Source organism: Methanobrevibacter sp. (assembly GCF_017940815.1).
Classification (GTDB): Archaea; Methanobacteriota; Methanobacteria; order Methanobacteriales; family Methanobacteriaceae; genus Methanocatella.
Genome location: NZ_JAGAXX010000040.1, coordinates 14,572 through 30,098, shown reverse-complemented (window position 1 = coordinate 30,098; position 15,527 = coordinate 14,572). Strand labels below are relative to the sequence as shown.

Sequence of the window (15,527 nt, the reverse complement as noted above, 5' to 3'; positions counted from 1 at the left end):
GTTTAATGAAAATCAATAAACTTTTAAGCATATTTTTAATATTGGTTATTGTAGTTTCTGCTTGTGGTGTTGTTTTTGCGGAGTCTGGTGATGCCGGAACTTCAGATTCATCTAGTTCATCTAGTTCTGATTCTTCATCCTCAAGCTCTTCTAGTGCTGATTCGTCATCTTCCAGTCCAGCTAGTTCTGATTCTTCATCCAGTTCTTCAAGTTCAGATTCGTCTAGTTCTTCAAGCTCTTCTAGTTCTACTGGAAGCAGTTCTAGTTCTACCGGATATCGTTCTTCAAGTAGCACCGGTTACAGGTCTTCTAGTTCAGGATCCAGTTCTTATTCATCCCCTCAGCCGACCTACAGTAGCAGTTCAGTTTCATCAGGAGATGCTGATGCAAACGGTGATGGGCTAAACATAACAAATCAAACTAACAATGTGACAAATAATACCAATATCACCAATAACACAAACCTTTCAGGAATAACATCTAATAATGGACCGGATAACTCCATGATTATCCTAATGGGTGTGGGTGTGATAATTGTAATTATAGCAATCGTATTGGTTTATTTCAAATTATAGCTGATGAATATTGGATAAATGATTAGGTTCATTTGTCTTATTTTTTTATTTTTAGATTTTCAAAAAACTTTTTATTTATTAATTTAATATCTATTATTGATTAAAATGAAACAGGTAATGATTGTAAGAACTGATTTAAAAATGCGTAAGGGAAAAATCGCAGCTCAATGTTGTCATGGTTCTATTGGAGCTTACAAAAAATCCCCTTCTGATAAGATAAGGAAATGGGAAAGGGAAGCTTATGCCAAGGTCGTCCTTAAAGTTAAAACTTTAGAGGAGTTGACTGAACTCAAAAAGGTCGCTGATGAAAAGGGAATTGCCAATTATTTGGTGGTTGATGCTGGAAGGACCCAGATACCTACATCAAGCGTTACAGTTTTGGCACTTGGTCCTGATGAAGATGAAATAATTGACGAAGTGACTGGGGATTTGAAACTTTTATGATGAGACTATCATTTGGTGATAGCTATTTTTAATTAAACATGGGTGTGATTAATATCATAAAACAGGTTGTAAAAATTGGGGGAAGTCTCTTTCCAAATCATGCAGTTGAGTTGGCAAGGCAATTGGAAAACACCGGTTCATTAATTATTTTAGGTGGCGGAGAGTTTGCCAATCTAATTCGCAAATATGACAGTGAAATGAATTTTTCCGAAGAGGCAAATCACTGGACTGCCATCGATTGCATGGACATAATAGCCAAGCTCGTAAATGATAAGGTCGAATCTGCAAAACTTGCCTATTCGATTGAAGAGGTTGAAAAGATATCTGAAGAGGGTTTCACTCCAATCTTTGCAGTTTCCAAGTTCTTAAGGGAAGAGGATCCTTTTGAATGCAGTTGGGATGTGACTTCGGATTCGATAGCAGCATATGTTTCACACCTTCTAAATGCAAACCTTTTAATAGTAACAAATGTAAATGGTATATATACCCAAGAACCGAAAGAGCCAGGTTCAACATTCATAAGTAAAATCGATGCAAAAACATTACTAACTTTTCAAGAGTCATCGATTGATGTAATGTTACCATCTCTTTTATTAGAGTTCGGGTCTGATTGTTATGTTGTGAACGGTAAATATCCGGAAAGGATTTTATCTTTAATTGATGATAGTATAAATGATTATAACTTCGATTACACACATATCATAGGTGATTAAGATGAAAGAAGTAGAATGTATTTCATGTAAACAAGAAATTCCATTAACTGGACCATTCGTTGAATTCGAATGCCCAATTTGTGGAGCAAAAATAGCAAGATGTGAAAAATGCCGTACCTTTGGCCACGCTTACAAATGTGAATGTGGTTTCGAAGGACCATAAGTATAAATGGAGGAATTAGAATGGGTGAAGTATTAACCACTATGAAAATCATGCCTGACAGTCCGGAAATCGATTTAGATACTATTAAAGCAGCTATCGAAAGTTCCATGCCTGAAGGTGCAGAAATCCACGAAATTTCCGAAGAACCTATTGCATTCGGTTTAGTAGCAATTGTCTTCAAATTCATCACTGATGACGGTGAAGGTGGATCTGAACCTGTTGAAGAAATGGTTCAAGCTATTGAAGGCGTAGCTAGTATCGAAATTACTGGCGTTGGAAGATTAATGTAAGTTCTCTTTTTTGAGAATCTATTCGAGTTATTCAATATAACTCTACTTTTCTATTTTTTTTGATTTAACTAAATTTTTGCAAAACATTTATATATTACTTTATACAACCTGTTATATAACACGTGTTAAGTTACGTGTTCCATAGTTAAAATTTAGGTTTACCTAAAAATTATAGAAACCTTTATATACTATGAAAACAAACTTTAATACAAGTGACATATATTTAGGCATGCCTAAATTTTTCACTTTAACAAAACATATTATTAGTCAATAATAATACAATCTCCAAAATATAAATATGTATTAAATTAGCTTTCCACAATTTTCTAGTTTAATACAAAATGGAAATTTAATCTGCCAAAATTTCCAAATAATCTTCGTTGGTGTTTAACTCTCCTCAAAATAAACACCAATTTTATCTATTTTTCTTAATTTTTTTTGTTTATTTCACTCATGTTTTTCGATCAATAATTTTTAGGTTCACCTAAAAAATTAGAAACATTTATATACTTTGGACAACAACATTTTACATGGTGATAAAAATTAGGTCTACCTAAAAATCTAATTTTTGATTGCTGGTATGGTTTTCAATAAACCATATTACTACACTCCGATTATTATTAAATTAGTTACTCTCTTTCTAATTTAATAAAAAAAGCATATAACTACTCTCACGAAATTAAATATGTTCATCATATTTAATTTCACCTATTTATCTTATTCTTTCATAATTTCATGGATTCTTAATGTGCTTGGGGCCATTGGCAGCAAACAAAAACAAATCTGCAGGATATCCACCGCAACCAAAGGTTTAACGAAGAAAAATATTTTTCAAAAAAATTTGGTGTTTCTTTTGTGCATGTAAGTATCATTAATTTCTTTTTTTTATTTCTAGCTTATCTTTTTTTAATAATCTTTAAGTATAATGATTAAAAAATATTTACTCACTTTTAAAGATATGAGGTGAGCAATATGGATAGGCGAAAAAGACTTCTTATTGCAATATTGGTTGTTGTTATTATTGGATTAGTGGCAATAATCGCTGGTGCACTATTCATTGGAAATCAATCCGATTTGGTTAAAGGAGATAAAAATATCCTTGTATGTGCAATTGATGAGGGTGAAGATAGGCCGGGTATGGGCGCTTGTGATATGGCATTCATTATCAATTTGGAAAATGGGGTTATTAAGAATTACACTCCTGTTTATCCTGGTGGTTTAACACACCCGACTGCCTCTGAACCTCAGGAAGCACAACAACAAGGTGCCGGATCATCCTTGCTTTTACACGATGCTTTCTGGGATGCAGATAACAATAAGGGGATGCAACTTGCAAAGGAAATAGTGGAATATCAAACCAATGAATCTGTTGATTCTGTCATTGCAATAAATAGTGAGGCATTAGATGCGATACTGTCTGCAGCAGGACCATTGAAAGTCAATGGCAAACTAACAAATGCAAGCGGTATTGACATTATCCGTGAAGAAGATTGGGGCAATGGCGTATCCCGGGGAGATGCGGTAATAAGCATAGTTAAAGCAGCTGCAAATGCTGCAGCAAGCAACCCTAACACCAAATCTGCCATGATAAATGCCGCTATTGATCAATATTCTAAAGGAAACATCATCATGGATAATGAAGGAGATTTTGTTGGATTAATTGCTTCAAAGGGACTTGGATCAATTTTCTAACTAATCTCTTTTTTTTAAATTTTTGGTTCTAGTTTTTTGATGAACAATCCCATAAACATCACAACCATTGGGAAAAATATTGTATAAATCACAAATAGCATGTCTGGAGGTATTATGTCTCCCATCACTGTCGAACCGGCCATTAACATGATTAGACTTATCACCGGTGCTAAAATGGCTAGGAATGTATAGATTAGAATAAATGAATTTAACTTTTGAGAATACTCTTTTAAACGAATTCTCATGTCAAATGAAATGTCTTCAGCGATGATGTCCAGGCTATTTGCAAGATTTCCTCCGACCCTTAACGTACCAATTATCTGATGGACCGAACGTGATAAGCCGTCTGATTTTACTCTGTGGCTCATTGCAAGTAATGATTCCTCGGTTGTCTTTCCGTATCTAATTTCTTCAAGGACCCTTGTGAACTCTTTAGAAATGGATCCGTAATTGGCATTTTTAATTGTCACTAATGTGTCATGCAATCCCTTTCCCGATTTTAATTCGATTCCCATATGCCTCAATGCATAAGGCAGCTCCTGATTTAAATCTGAGTAACTTCTCTGCTCTTTGATTTGAGGATAATATAAAGTGAAGATGTAAACCATTATAATGGTCACAATATATATTCCGGATATCTCCAGATTTACTAAAAAACCTAATATTGTCCCAATCGCCAATAGCACGAAGATGACATGTTTTTTTAATATGTGGCTTAGAAGGACTTCTCTCAGTTTATCGTTTTTGCTTGAGTTTTTAGTTAATTTCTGAGGTTCTATTTCAAGATTTAGTTTTGTCAATATTTTGGAGTTGATTTTTGAGGATTCTTTTTCATTTTTTTTAATATTCTGGAATGAAATGCTTTTGAAAGAATTTAAAAGTGACAAGGAGATTTCTCCAATCAGTATAAAGAAGCTTTCAAACATCAAATCACCTGTCTAGAATGATCTTGTTTAGGACTTTTTCGGGGTGGGTGTAGTAAAGTTCCAGCATGCCGTTCACTTCATTCACGGAACGAATGTTGTGATTTAACATATGCCTTAAAACTAATTTTCTGTTGTCTATTTCATTATACAGGTCGTTGATGCTGTATCCGCTTAAATTTGCGATTTGCAATAATGTTTGGCTGGTGATGCCTATGTTTTCAATGGTATCGCGTTCGGGGTTCCATTGGAAAATTTTATTTAACTGAACGGTTCCCTCTTCCATTCCCACCACTTCTGCAACTTCGCTGACCCTTCTAAAGGACACTCCTGAAGGGGTATAAATTCTGTTTTGCATGATGATGAAATCAATTGCTTGAATCATTATTTTCGGAACAGACATGGGGGAATTTGTCAGTCTTGTGATGGTTTCTCTGGCGTCATTCGAATGAAGTGTTCCAAAACCTGAATGTCCTGTGTTCAATGCGGTGAATAATGTGATTGCCTCGTCTGCCCTCACCTCACCTACAATGATTCTGTCAGGGCGTTGCCTTAATGAGTTTTTTACAAGGTCATTCATTGTCAATTCGCCCTTGTTTTCAACGTTGGCTGGACGGGTTTCCATTCTGATTACATGTTCGTGTGGAATTTGAAGTTCGAGGGTGTCTTCGATTGTGATGATTCTTTCTTTTGGATTGATGAAGGCTGAAAGAGCATTTAGTGTTGTTGTTTTTCCCGAACTTGTTCCTCCGGAGATTATTGCATTGGCAGACTTTACTCCGAGTCCATCAATGCACAACCATAGAAATGCCGATAATTCTACAGACAATGTCTTGGAGTTTATAAGGTCAATAATTGTCAATGGGTCTCTTTTGAATTTACGGATTGTAAGTGATGGGCCGTCTGCTGAAACTGGAGGTATTGTGGCATTCACTCTGGACCCGTCACGCAATCTCCCATCTAGGATTGGTGTTTCCTGGTCTATTCTTCTGTTGATTTGTCTTGCTATTGAGTCAATTAGCTCCCTAATCTCTTGTTCATCATTAAATTGTATGTTGGTTTTCATCATTCCGTATTTTCTGTGATAGACAAAGATTGGCTTGTTTGTTCCGATTACCATGATTTCCTCCAGGTCATCGTCTTGGATTAATGGGTCTATTTCTCCGTATCCGTTTATGTCTCTGAGAAACTTTTGGGATAGGTGGTCTAAATATTGTTTTGAGACGTTGATATTTTGCCCTTCCTCCTGGAATCTCAAAAATAGAAAGTTCCTGATGTCATTTAATAGCTTTCCGTCATCTATCTGTAGATTTTCTCCGGTTGACATGGCTAAATCAACAAGGTTTTCACGAATTTCTCCTAAAAGAATTTTTTCCTCAGGTGTGTAATTTTGTCTGGATATCTCATATTGCGGTATTATCTCATTATTGTTCATATTTTCACCAATGGCGATTTTTAGTTAGTGTATTCTAATTAGTATTACTAATTTATATACTTTTTATTACTTTTGAAAGCATTATAACCACGTCAAATCAATAATAACATAATGAAGATATTTTGAGGAGACATTATCATGGACATAGACGATAAGATTAATGCATTGGAGCCGTGCGAAAACTGTGAGGACATTCAAATAAAAAAATTCTCCCCATTGAAGGATCTCATTGATTTCGAACTTCTTGATGGAGATTATATGAGATGTGAGTGTGGAAAAAGGCCATTGGACATTGTTATGAGTCATATTTTAAAAATAATGATAGAATCTGGTATTGTTAAACAGGAGGCCACCTTGAGAAGGAATTCTCCGGTTCCATTATCTAATTTTTACTACAGCAGTTTGAATCCTCAATTCATATCTGAAAAGTCATTAATATTGTTGCATCCTGATTTTACAAAAGAAATAGCTTTAAAATTAATTGAAGAGGTTCCTGAAGTTGAATGTGTTTTAAAGGGAAGTCCTCAAAGTATTGTGGGTCAAGCAGACAAAAACTCAAAAATTAATCACTTTGAGATACTTGCCGGTGACGATACTCAGGTCAATGTCATGAGGACATTGCTTAAAGATAAGATAGTTCTTGTAAAGAATCAATCAAAACATCATATTGAAGTTGCAACAACTACCGAACAGAAATTGGTTCAATTGCACAATTATTTGAACAATAATGATGTTAAAAAAGGAGTGGCTGTCGATGCAATGTGCGGACTGGGGGCATTGGGGATATACCTATTTAAATATGGATTTGAAAAGGTAATTTTCAATGATATAAATCCTGAAATGATAGATGCCCTTAAAAGGAATCTTGAGATTAACGAAATCGATGGGGATTGTGAAGTCTTCAATGAATCCTTTGAGGAATTGGACATTGGGGCTGTGGATTTATGTGTTATAGACGCATTCCCTGGAATGGATATTGAAGAGATAGTACAAAAAGCGGAAAGAATAGCTGATAATGTAGTCATTATCTAGCTATAGGAACATCTGCAAATAGATGACAATTGCCGGAATGATTAAAACTCCCATAAGATGGGATTTTCCAACTCCAATGTAATGGGGAAGCATTCCCATTGCAGTTGAAGTGATTAATGCAAGAGTCATGTAGAAAACTGGAGCCTTGTAATAAAATATGAATATGTACAAAATCACAATTTGAAGTAGGATGACTCCTATCGACAGCTTCCTATAATCAACACTGCCCATCAGTCTTGAAAATGAATCTCCTAATTTTAATGATAATGCCAATGAAACCGATACGGCAATCAATGATGCAAAAATGAATATTGCCAAGTGGTTAATGCCCATTTCAAATATCAAATATGACATGTAAACTGCTATTCCACTTCGTGGATTGCCTATTATATAAATGGCAATTAGGGAAAATAAGCAGTCTGAAATGTTCAATCCTGAGGTTGCCAGCAAAAAGTTAACCGTGTCGTCATCATCATTGTCATTGGTTCCGCTTACCGCTTGGGCAATCACCGTTCCCTGTGCCGGTCCGAATCCTGGAAGAAATCCAAGTATTGCACCAGTTATTCCTCCGGCAAAAATGCTTTTGAACTTGTTATAATCCAGATTAAGCTCGTAAAAAGGATTTTGATGGGGGATTGTTGATGAGTCGTTTAGACTGAACAGGATGGTGCTTATTCCAAAAAGTCCTGAAAATGTGCACATTAAGGTAATTCCTGATGATATTGGTGTTTGAAAGATTATCCATCCGAGAATTCCTGAAATCGCAAACAGCAGCAGCGACCATAGGAAGTCTCTTGTGTTGGAGGTTAGCCTGTATGTTAAATAGATTGATGCCACCAAAAGGATAGCCCATGTAAACGGTTTGGATAAGTCATGCAATGTTGGAAGTGCGATTGCAAAAATTGGCAGCATTAAAATTGTCACTATTATCGCTCCAAACCCTCCAACAGACACTATTCTGATTACTTCTTTTGACCTGCCTTGCAAGACCATCCTGTGTCCTGGAAGAATTGATGTTGCGGTTCCTTCCTGTGGAACTCCAAGCAGCATTGATGGGACAAATTCAATCAGCGCGTGAGCTATTGACATTGAAACCATTAGCACGCATAGGAATTCTGGCGATAGGAAGGTTAATAAAAATGTGGAGGATGCAAATATGATTGCTCCGGCGGTATTTACGTGTATTCCAGGTATCATTCCCGTTGTTGTTCCAATTCCTATGCCTATAAAACAGGCTATAACTAATTCTATCATGCCTATTAATTATGCAATGTTCAATTTATACTTTGTTGAATTTTTTTAGCAATATTATCTTTGCTTTGTTAATTTGCCGATGTTTTTGAAAATTGAAGCAATCAGGAAATTTTAAATGTTATTAAAATGTTATCATGTATTATATGTCTAAGTACAAGAACATTGCAATATTTCTAATTGGATTATTGGTCATGTTAATCGTTGTTAGCTTTGTTGTGGGCTCTGTAATCAACATGATTGTTCCTCCATCTCAGGCCAGCTTCAATGATGAGGTTGTTGAGGATATTGGTGGGGACAACGTACTGGTTGCCACATTGGTGGATTGCTTAAAAATAAAAGAGGAAAACATTCCTGATGATGATTTTAAAACTAGTCTGGGCCAGTATTTGTCCTGGAAAAACGCAAAAAGCATAACTTACTTGGACACTTATGGCAATCAGGGAAACATGATTGTTTGGAAAGACAGTCCAAATAATTATCCTTCAATTTCTGATGATTCAGAAATCAGTTATATCTCAGATAGTCTGGATTCCATGAGAGGGAGATGTTTCCTGGTTCATTTTCCTGATAAAAATGCCGTCTATGGGATAATAATTTCGACAGAAAACATCACTTGCACAGAATATGCCTTGCTTTATGATATATTGGGATTGAATTCAACACAATTCCCTCCAACATATGAGGCAAGCAGCAGCTATTCATCAGGATACTCCGGAGGCTCCAGCCATTATCATACGGTTGTGCCGGACAGGTATACATTATCCAGAAGCGATCCTGGTGCTTATTATGACCACTATGAGTATGGTGACAATTATGACATCGATGACTATCTGGAATCTCAGGGATATGACTAGAAGTGTTCACGATTGAACTCTAATGACTTAAGGGATATTTTTGATAATAACTTGAGCAATTCCGGCCGGGAAATGTCAAGTTCTTCACAAATCATGTTGTCCCATTCTTTTTCTTTTTCTATTAGAAATTCGGATGTTTCAATTCCCTTTTTGGTTAAAGTGATTTTATATGCCCTTTTGTTTGTTTCGTCGACTTCTCTAACGATCAATCCTTTTTCTTCAAAATCCTTAAATGCTCTTGAAACTCCACTTCTGTCCATCAGGCAGGCCTTTGCAATGTCTGATTGTGTGGTTCCCATTTCATAATATAAAAATAGTAACATATAGTATTGGCTAGGTAGAATATCTGTTCCGTTTTTAATGTGCTTGTTAATGTAAAAGTCATGTGTCTTGCTTAATGAAATCAGGTGATTCACCAAAAATGGGGAGTCCTTGATTATGTCGTCATATTCTATCATAAAATCACTTATTATTATATTACATATCAATGTTTAAATAGTATTTGTAACAAATTAAACACAGTGACCATTATGAGACGAAAAATCATCATCATTTTAGCGATTTTTGCAATTTGCATGGTTCTTGCAAGTCCTGCTTTTGCAAAAGAAAAAGTTAAAGTTAAAATATCTACTGACGACCATCCATTTAAGGATAAGGCGTTTATAGTAATTAAGTTGGTGGACAGCAAAGGCAGAGCTATCCATTCCAAGGGAACTATTCACTATAACATCACAGATTCTCACGGTTTTTATAAATGGGCGTATAAGCCTTATAATGGTGAAATCAGATTGAAGTATGATGTTGGCAAGTATAATGTTAATGTTAAGTTTGATGGAGATTCCCATTACAAAAAGGCTGAAAAGATTAAAAACATCGATTTGAAAAATACTGGGTCATTCAATGCCTATACATATTATGACAATCACAATTGGGGATTGAATCAGGAAATAGACGATTATATCGAAGATAATTATTGGGATGAGGAAATATACGATGACCCTTACACTTACGATGGTGAAGGATATTAAAAAAATAGAGGAGAATATTGGTGTTTAGTGTTTTTGGAGGAGAATTAAACACCAATGTCTTTTTTGGAAAATGTGGCAGTAATTTTCCATTGCATCAAATTAGAAAATTGTGGAAAACTAATTCAATGCTCATTTGTATTTTGGAGATTGTAATACTATTTGACTAATAATATGTCTTGTTAAAGTGAAAATTTAGGTAATCCTAAATTTATGTCACTTGTATTAAAGTTTGTTTTCATACTATATAAAGCTTTCTAAATTTTTAGGTATGCCTAAATATTGTTAGTCTTAATCATCGTATTCATAATTTAAATAACATAAGAAGAAAATATAAACATGCATTTGTTGATATAATTTTTTTAAATTCGAATTTTGGGATTTTAAAGAATCATGTCATTTTTTCTTAAAATTTGTTCAATTAAATTTTAATAATGGTGAAGTCATAATGGTGAAATTGATAGTGGGATTGGCGGGAAATCCAAACGTTGGAAAAACAACTGTTTTCAACAAATTAACTGGTATGCACCAGCATGTTGGAAACTGGCCTGGTAAAACAGTTGAACAGGCAAAAGGTCATTTCTCACATGGCAATTATGATTATGATATTATTGATTTGCCAGGAAACTATGCTTTGAGTGCTCACTCAATAGAAGAAATCGTGTCAAGGGATTTCATCGTAGATGATGACTCTGATGTAATCATAAACGTGGTTGATGCCACTAACCTAGAGCGTAACTTATACTTGACAGTTCAAATGATGGAACTGGGGGCAAACCTCGTTTTGGCACTTAACATGAATGATTTTGCAAAGAAGAAAGGCCACATAATTGATATAGATTTGATGAGTGAACTGTTGGGTTTTCCAGTAGTTGAAATCAATGCTAAAACCGGTGACGGTTTTGATGAATTGTTTGAAATTGTTGAAAAGCAAGCAGAAAATCCGGTTGACTCCAGTGTAAAATTGGCATATGGCGCTGAGCTTAAAGGCCATCTGGAAGATATGCAGGCACTTATTGAAAAGGATGATGGCCTATTGAATGTACCTTCAGTTTGGACAGCAATAAAATTATTGGAAAAGGACTCTATTGTAATTGATAAAGTACAGAAATCACCTCAAAGCTCAGAAATATTCATAGAATCCGACAAGGTTTCAAGGCACCTTTATGATATCTACAAGGAAAGTGTTGAAGAGGTTGTTGCCAATGCAAGATACGCATTCATCGACGGTTTGATGGCAGAGGCTGTTGAAAGGCCTGCCGTTGAAACTGAGACAATCACTGATAAGATAGACAACATTGTAACAAACAGGATTTTGGCAATTCCAATTTTTCTTTTGATGATGTACCTAATGTTCCAAATCACATATAGTGTAGGATCACCTTTCCAGGAACTAATCGAAAAAGGTTTCGGATTGCTTTCAGGATTTGTGGCAAGCTTCATTCCAAATCAATATTTGGCTTCATTCATATGTGATGCGGTTATTGGAGGTGTCGGAGGCGTTATTTCCTTCTTGCCGATTATTATCATGATATTCTTATTCCTGAGTATTCTGGAGGACTGCGGATATCTGGCAAGGGCTGCATTCACAATGGACATATTCATGCATAAGCTTGTGGGGCTCCATGGTAAGGCGTTCATTCCTATGATATTGGGATTCGGTTGTGGTGTGCCTGCAATCATGGCAACAAGAGTTCTGGAAAATGAGAATGACCGTAAACTTGCTATGATGCTTGTTCCGTTCATGTCATGTACTGCAAGGTTGCCTATTTATGCGATTTTCATTGCGGCATTTTTTAAGGAACATAATGGGATCATATTGTTGTCAATATATGTCCTAGGAATTCTTGTGGCGCTTGTTGTTGCAGCAATCCTTAAAAGGATATTGTTCAAGGGATTGTCAACTCCTTTCGTAATGGAACTTCCTTCATACAAGATACCTTCACTCAAGGGTGTGCTGTTGCATACCTGGGAAAAGGTCAAGGGATTCATAAGAAAGGCGGGAACAGTTATTCTTGCATGTTCCATCATATTGTGGGCTTTAAGCATCTTCCCATTAGGGGTCAAGTACGGATCTGCCGACAGCATATTGGGAATGATTGGTAATTTCCTCGCTCCAATCTTCAGGCCATTGGGATTCGGAACCTGGCAAGCGGCTGTAGCAATCATTGCGGGTCTGGCAGCTAAAGAGGTTATTGTGTCAACTTTCGGTACTCTCGGTGGAATGGAGGGAGATGATGAAAGCGGAATAACTCATTTGATACATGACACATTCACTCCATTGTCAGGATATGCATTCATGGCATTCACCTTATTGTACACACCATGTTTCGGTACAATCGGAGCCATCAGGCATGAGACCAATGGTTACAAGTGGGCTTTGGTTATGTGTGTAATCACAATAACAACAGCATATGTCGTTGCATTTTTAATTTACAACATCGGTCTTTTAGCTGGATTCGGATAGTTTTTCAATTCAGCGATTAATCTATTTTTTTGAGTATTTTCTAATATTTTTGCATTATTTTAATTTTCATTTTTTAAAAATTTGGTATACCTAAATATTTATATAGTCTAAAAAACAATATTAAATTGTTTAGGTTAACCTAATTTTTCATGATTAGGACTTAAACTAAAAAAATTTTTTTAGTAAAGAATAATATTTCAAAAAAGTATTATTTTTAAATACACGGGAGAATGGTTAATGACAGAATTAATTATTGGATTAGCAGGTAACCCAAACGTGGGTAAAACTACTGTTTTTAACCGATTAACTGGTATGCGCCAACATGTAGGAAACTGGCCTGGAAAAACTGTCGAAAGGGCAGAAGGTCACTTTTCACATGGAAGCTATGACTATGATGTAGTCGACTTGCCAGGTAATTATGCATTAAGTGCTCATTCTATGGAAGAAATCGTATCAAGAGATTTCATTGTAGACGATGACTCTGATGTAATTATTAATGTAGTTGACGCTGCTAACTTAGAACGTAACTTATACTTAACAGTTCAAATGATGGAATTAGGAGCTAATCTAGTAATGGCTCTTAACATGAACGATTTTGCAAAGAAAAAAGACCACATCATTGACATTAAAATGATGAGTGAACTTTTAGGATTACCTGTTATTGAAGTAAACGCAAAAACAGGTGACGGATTTGAAGAATTATTAACTACTGTTGAAAAACAAGCTGCAAATCCTATTGATTCCAGTGCAAAATTATCCTATGGTGACGAATTAAGAGAACACTTAGGAGACTTACAAGCACTCATAGAAAAAGACAATAATTTATTAGATGTTCCTTCAGTATGGACTGCTATCAAATTATTGGAAAGAGACTCAATTGTTATAGAAAAAGTTCAAGGATCTTCTCAAAGTTCCGCTATAATGTCTGAAACTGATAAAGTAGCAGGACACCTTCAAAGCTTATACAGTGAAGGTGCAGAAGAAGTTATTGCAAATGCAAGATATGCATTTATCGGTGGATTAATGGCAGAAGCTGTTAAAAGGCCTGCTGTTGAAAAAGAAAGTACCACTGATAAAATAGATAAGATTGTTACTAACAGAATATTGGCACTTCCTATTTTCGCAATTATCATGTGGTTAATGTTCCAGTTCACATACACTATCGGTGCTCCATTCCAAGACTTGATTGATGAAGGATTTGGAATGCTTGCTGAATGGATTGGTGGATTTATCGCAAATGAATACTTAGCTTCCTTCATCTGTGACGGTATCATTGGTGGAGTAGGTGGAGTACTTACTTTCTTGCCTATCATTATTCTGATGTTCTTGTTCTTAAGTATCTTAGAAGACTGTGGTTACTTAGCAAGAGCTGCATTCTCATTAGATAAAATCATGCACAAATTAGTTGGTCTTCACGGTAAAGCTTTCATTCCTATGATTTTAGGATTCGGTTGTGGTGTACCAGCTATTATGGCTACAAGAACCATGGAAAACGAAGGGGACAGAATGCTCGCTATGATGCTCGTTCCATTCATGTCTTGTACTGCAAGATTACCAATTTATGCTATTTTCATTGCAGCATTCTTTGCTGAAAATCAAGGTACTGTTTTACTTGCAATCTACTTCTTAGGTATTGTTGTGGCACTTATTGTTGCAGCTATCCTCAAAAGAACAATGTTTAAAGGATTATCCACTCCATTCGTAATGGAATTGCCTACATACAAAGTACCATCCGTAAAAGGTGTATTATTACACACCTGGGAAAAAGTAAAAGGATTCTTAAGAAAAGCAGGTACCATTATTCTTGCTTGTTCCATCGTATTATGGGCTTTAAGTATCTTCCCACTTGGTGTGGAATACGGATCTGCTGACAGTGTATTAGGTATGATTGGTAGCGTTATTGCTCCTATCTTTGCTCCTTTAGGATTCGGAACCTGGCAAGCTGCTGTAGCTATCATTGCAGGTTTAGCTGCTAAAGAAGTAGTAGTAGCAACCTTCGGTACATTAGCTGGTATGGAAGAAGATGATGAAGACGGTATTACTCAATTAGTGCATGATACCTTCACCCCATTATCTGCATTCTCATTCATGGCATTTACATTATTATACACTCCATGTTTCGCAGCTATTGGTGCTATCAAACAAGAAACCAACAGTTACAAATGGGCAGGAATAATGTGTGCTATTACTTTAGTGACTGCATATATAGTTTCCTTCTTAATTTACAACGTTGGTCTTTTAGCAGGATTTGGATAGATAAAAACGTTATAAAATGATTATTAGATTTGATTCTAATTTTCATTTTTTTTAAAATTTTTAGTCATAACTAAATATTTATATATTGGTTATGACAAATTATTGATTAAGAAGTTTTTAGTTTAACCTAAAAATTATTTTAATGATTACAATTTTGGTGATAATATGAAAACCTTAAAAGATGCAAAACCTGGTGAAACCGTAACTTTGGTAAAATACCACGAAACCGGTGATGTGGATTTAAGAAGACACTTATTAGGTATGGGTTTTGTTAAAGGAGCTAAAATTACTGTAAAAAAAGTAGCTACTTTAGGAGATCCTATTGAAATGAGTGTAAAAGGATATGATGTTTGTCTTCGTAAAGAAGAAGCTGAAAATATTGAAGTGGAATAATCTTCAATCTT

At 35.5% G+C, this 15,527-nt stretch carries 16 protein-coding genes; 12 read left to right on the top strand and 4 right to left on the bottom strand.

The window, feature by feature from the left end; genetic code table 11:
• The 6 genes from ILA26_RS05190 to ILA26_RS05165 form a co-directional block, all read left to right on the top strand.
• Positions 1-575 (top strand): hypothetical protein (locus ILA26_RS05190; protein ID WP_292894910.1); only part of this gene is annotated, 575 nt, incomplete at its 5' end.
• Between the two features lie 105 nt (positions 576-680).
• The gene (gene pth2 / locus ILA26_RS05185; protein ID WP_292894912.1) at positions 681-1,019 is read left to right on the top strand and encodes an aminoacyl-tRNA hydrolase; all 339 of its coding nucleotides are present in this window, start codon (positions 681-683) and stop codon (positions 1,017-1,019) included.
• Between the two features lie 38 nt (positions 1,020-1,057).
• On the top strand, positions 1,058-1,732 hold the full coding sequence (locus ILA26_RS05180; RefSeq protein ID WP_292894908.1) for a delta 1-pyrroline-5-carboxylate synthetase: 675 nt from the start codon (positions 1,058-1,060) through the stop codon (positions 1,730-1,732).
• A gap of 1 nt (position 1,733) precedes the next feature.
• Complete coding sequence (locus tag ILA26_RS05175; RefSeq protein ID WP_292605920.1) at positions 1,734-1,895, top strand: zinc finger domain-containing protein; 162 nt, start codon at positions 1,734-1,736, stop codon at positions 1,893-1,895.
• A 20-nt stretch (positions 1,896-1,915) separates the two neighbouring features.
• A complete protein-coding gene (locus ILA26_RS05170) occupies positions 1,916-2,185 on the top strand; it encodes an elongation factor 1-beta (protein ID WP_292894905.1) in 270 nt (89 codons plus the stop codon).
• A 972-nt stretch (positions 2,186-3,157) separates the two neighbouring features.
• Positions 3,158-3,877 carry a DUF4012 domain-containing protein gene (locus ILA26_RS05165; RefSeq protein WP_292894902.1) on the top strand — a complete coding sequence of 240 codons (720 nt, stop codon included), beginning with the start codon at positions 3,158-3,160 and terminating at the stop codon, positions 3,875-3,877.
• Positions 3,878-3,891: 14 nt separating this feature from the next.
• Here the strand turns inward: ILA26_RS05165 and ILA26_RS05160 are convergent, their stop codons facing one another.
• Complete coding sequence (locus ILA26_RS05160; RefSeq protein ID WP_292894900.1) at positions 3,892-4,803, bottom strand: type II secretion system F family protein; 912 nt, start codon at positions 4,801-4,803, stop codon at positions 3,892-3,894.
• 4 nt (positions 4,804-4,807) lie between these two features.
• A complete protein-coding gene (locus tag ILA26_RS05155; protein ID WP_292894897.1) occupies positions 4,808-6,235 on the bottom strand; it encodes a CpaF family protein in 1,428 nt (475 codons plus the stop codon).
• Between the two features lie 138 nt (positions 6,236-6,373).
• Between ILA26_RS05155 and ILA26_RS05150 the strand changes: the two genes are divergently transcribed.
• Positions 6,374-7,267: an SAM-dependent methyltransferase gene (locus ILA26_RS05150; RefSeq protein ID WP_292894894.1), complete on the top strand. Its 894-nt coding sequence runs from the start codon at positions 6,374-6,376 to the stop codon at positions 7,265-7,267.
• On the opposite strand, the gene ILA26_RS05145 is transcribed toward ILA26_RS05150, so the two are convergent.
• Positions 7,268-8,521 (bottom strand): tripartite tricarboxylate transporter permease, encoded by a 1,254-nt coding sequence (locus ILA26_RS05145; protein ID WP_292894892.1) that lies wholly within the window; start codon positions 8,519-8,521, stop codon positions 7,268-7,270. It abuts the gene before it with no gap.
• 143 nt (positions 8,522-8,664) lie between these two features.
• On the opposite strand from ILA26_RS05145, the gene ILA26_RS05140 reads away from it, so the two are divergent.
• Positions 8,665-9,375, top strand: a complete 711-nt coding sequence (locus tag ILA26_RS05140) for a hypothetical protein (protein WP_292894889.1) — start codon at positions 8,665-8,667, stop codon at positions 9,373-9,375.
• Here the strand turns inward: ILA26_RS05140 and ILA26_RS05135 are convergent.
• Positions 9,372-9,833: a MarR family transcriptional regulator gene (locus tag ILA26_RS05135; RefSeq protein ID WP_292894887.1), complete on the bottom strand. Its 462-nt coding sequence runs from the start codon at positions 9,831-9,833 to the stop codon at positions 9,372-9,374. The two genes, ILA26_RS05140 and ILA26_RS05135, sit on opposite strands and share 4 nt — an antisense overlap.
• Before the next feature lie 72 nt (positions 9,834-9,905).
• Between ILA26_RS05135 and ILA26_RS05130 the strand changes: the two genes are divergently transcribed.
• The 4 genes from ILA26_RS05130 (at position 9,906) to ILA26_RS05115 (ending at position 15,516) form a co-directional block, all read left to right on the top strand.
• Positions 9,906-10,403, top strand: coding sequence for a hypothetical protein (locus ILA26_RS05130; protein WP_292894885.1), 498 nt, complete (start codon positions 9,906-9,908; stop codon positions 10,401-10,403).
• A gap of 445 nt (positions 10,404-10,848) precedes the next feature.
• Complete coding sequence (feoB, locus tag ILA26_RS05125; RefSeq protein ID WP_292894883.1) at positions 10,849-12,867, top strand: ferrous iron transport protein B; 2,019 nt, start codon at positions 10,849-10,851, stop codon at positions 12,865-12,867.
• Positions 12,868-13,104: 237 nt separating this feature from the next.
• A complete protein-coding gene (feoB, locus tag ILA26_RS05120) occupies positions 13,105-15,123 on the top strand; it encodes a ferrous iron transport protein B (protein ID WP_292894881.1) in 2,019 nt (672 codons plus the stop codon).
• Between the two features lie 165 nt (positions 15,124-15,288).
• Entirely contained in the window at positions 15,289-15,516 is a 228-nt protein-coding gene (locus ILA26_RS05115; RefSeq protein WP_292740814.1) for a FeoA family protein, read from the top strand.
• Positions 15,517-15,527 lie beyond the last annotated feature (11 nt).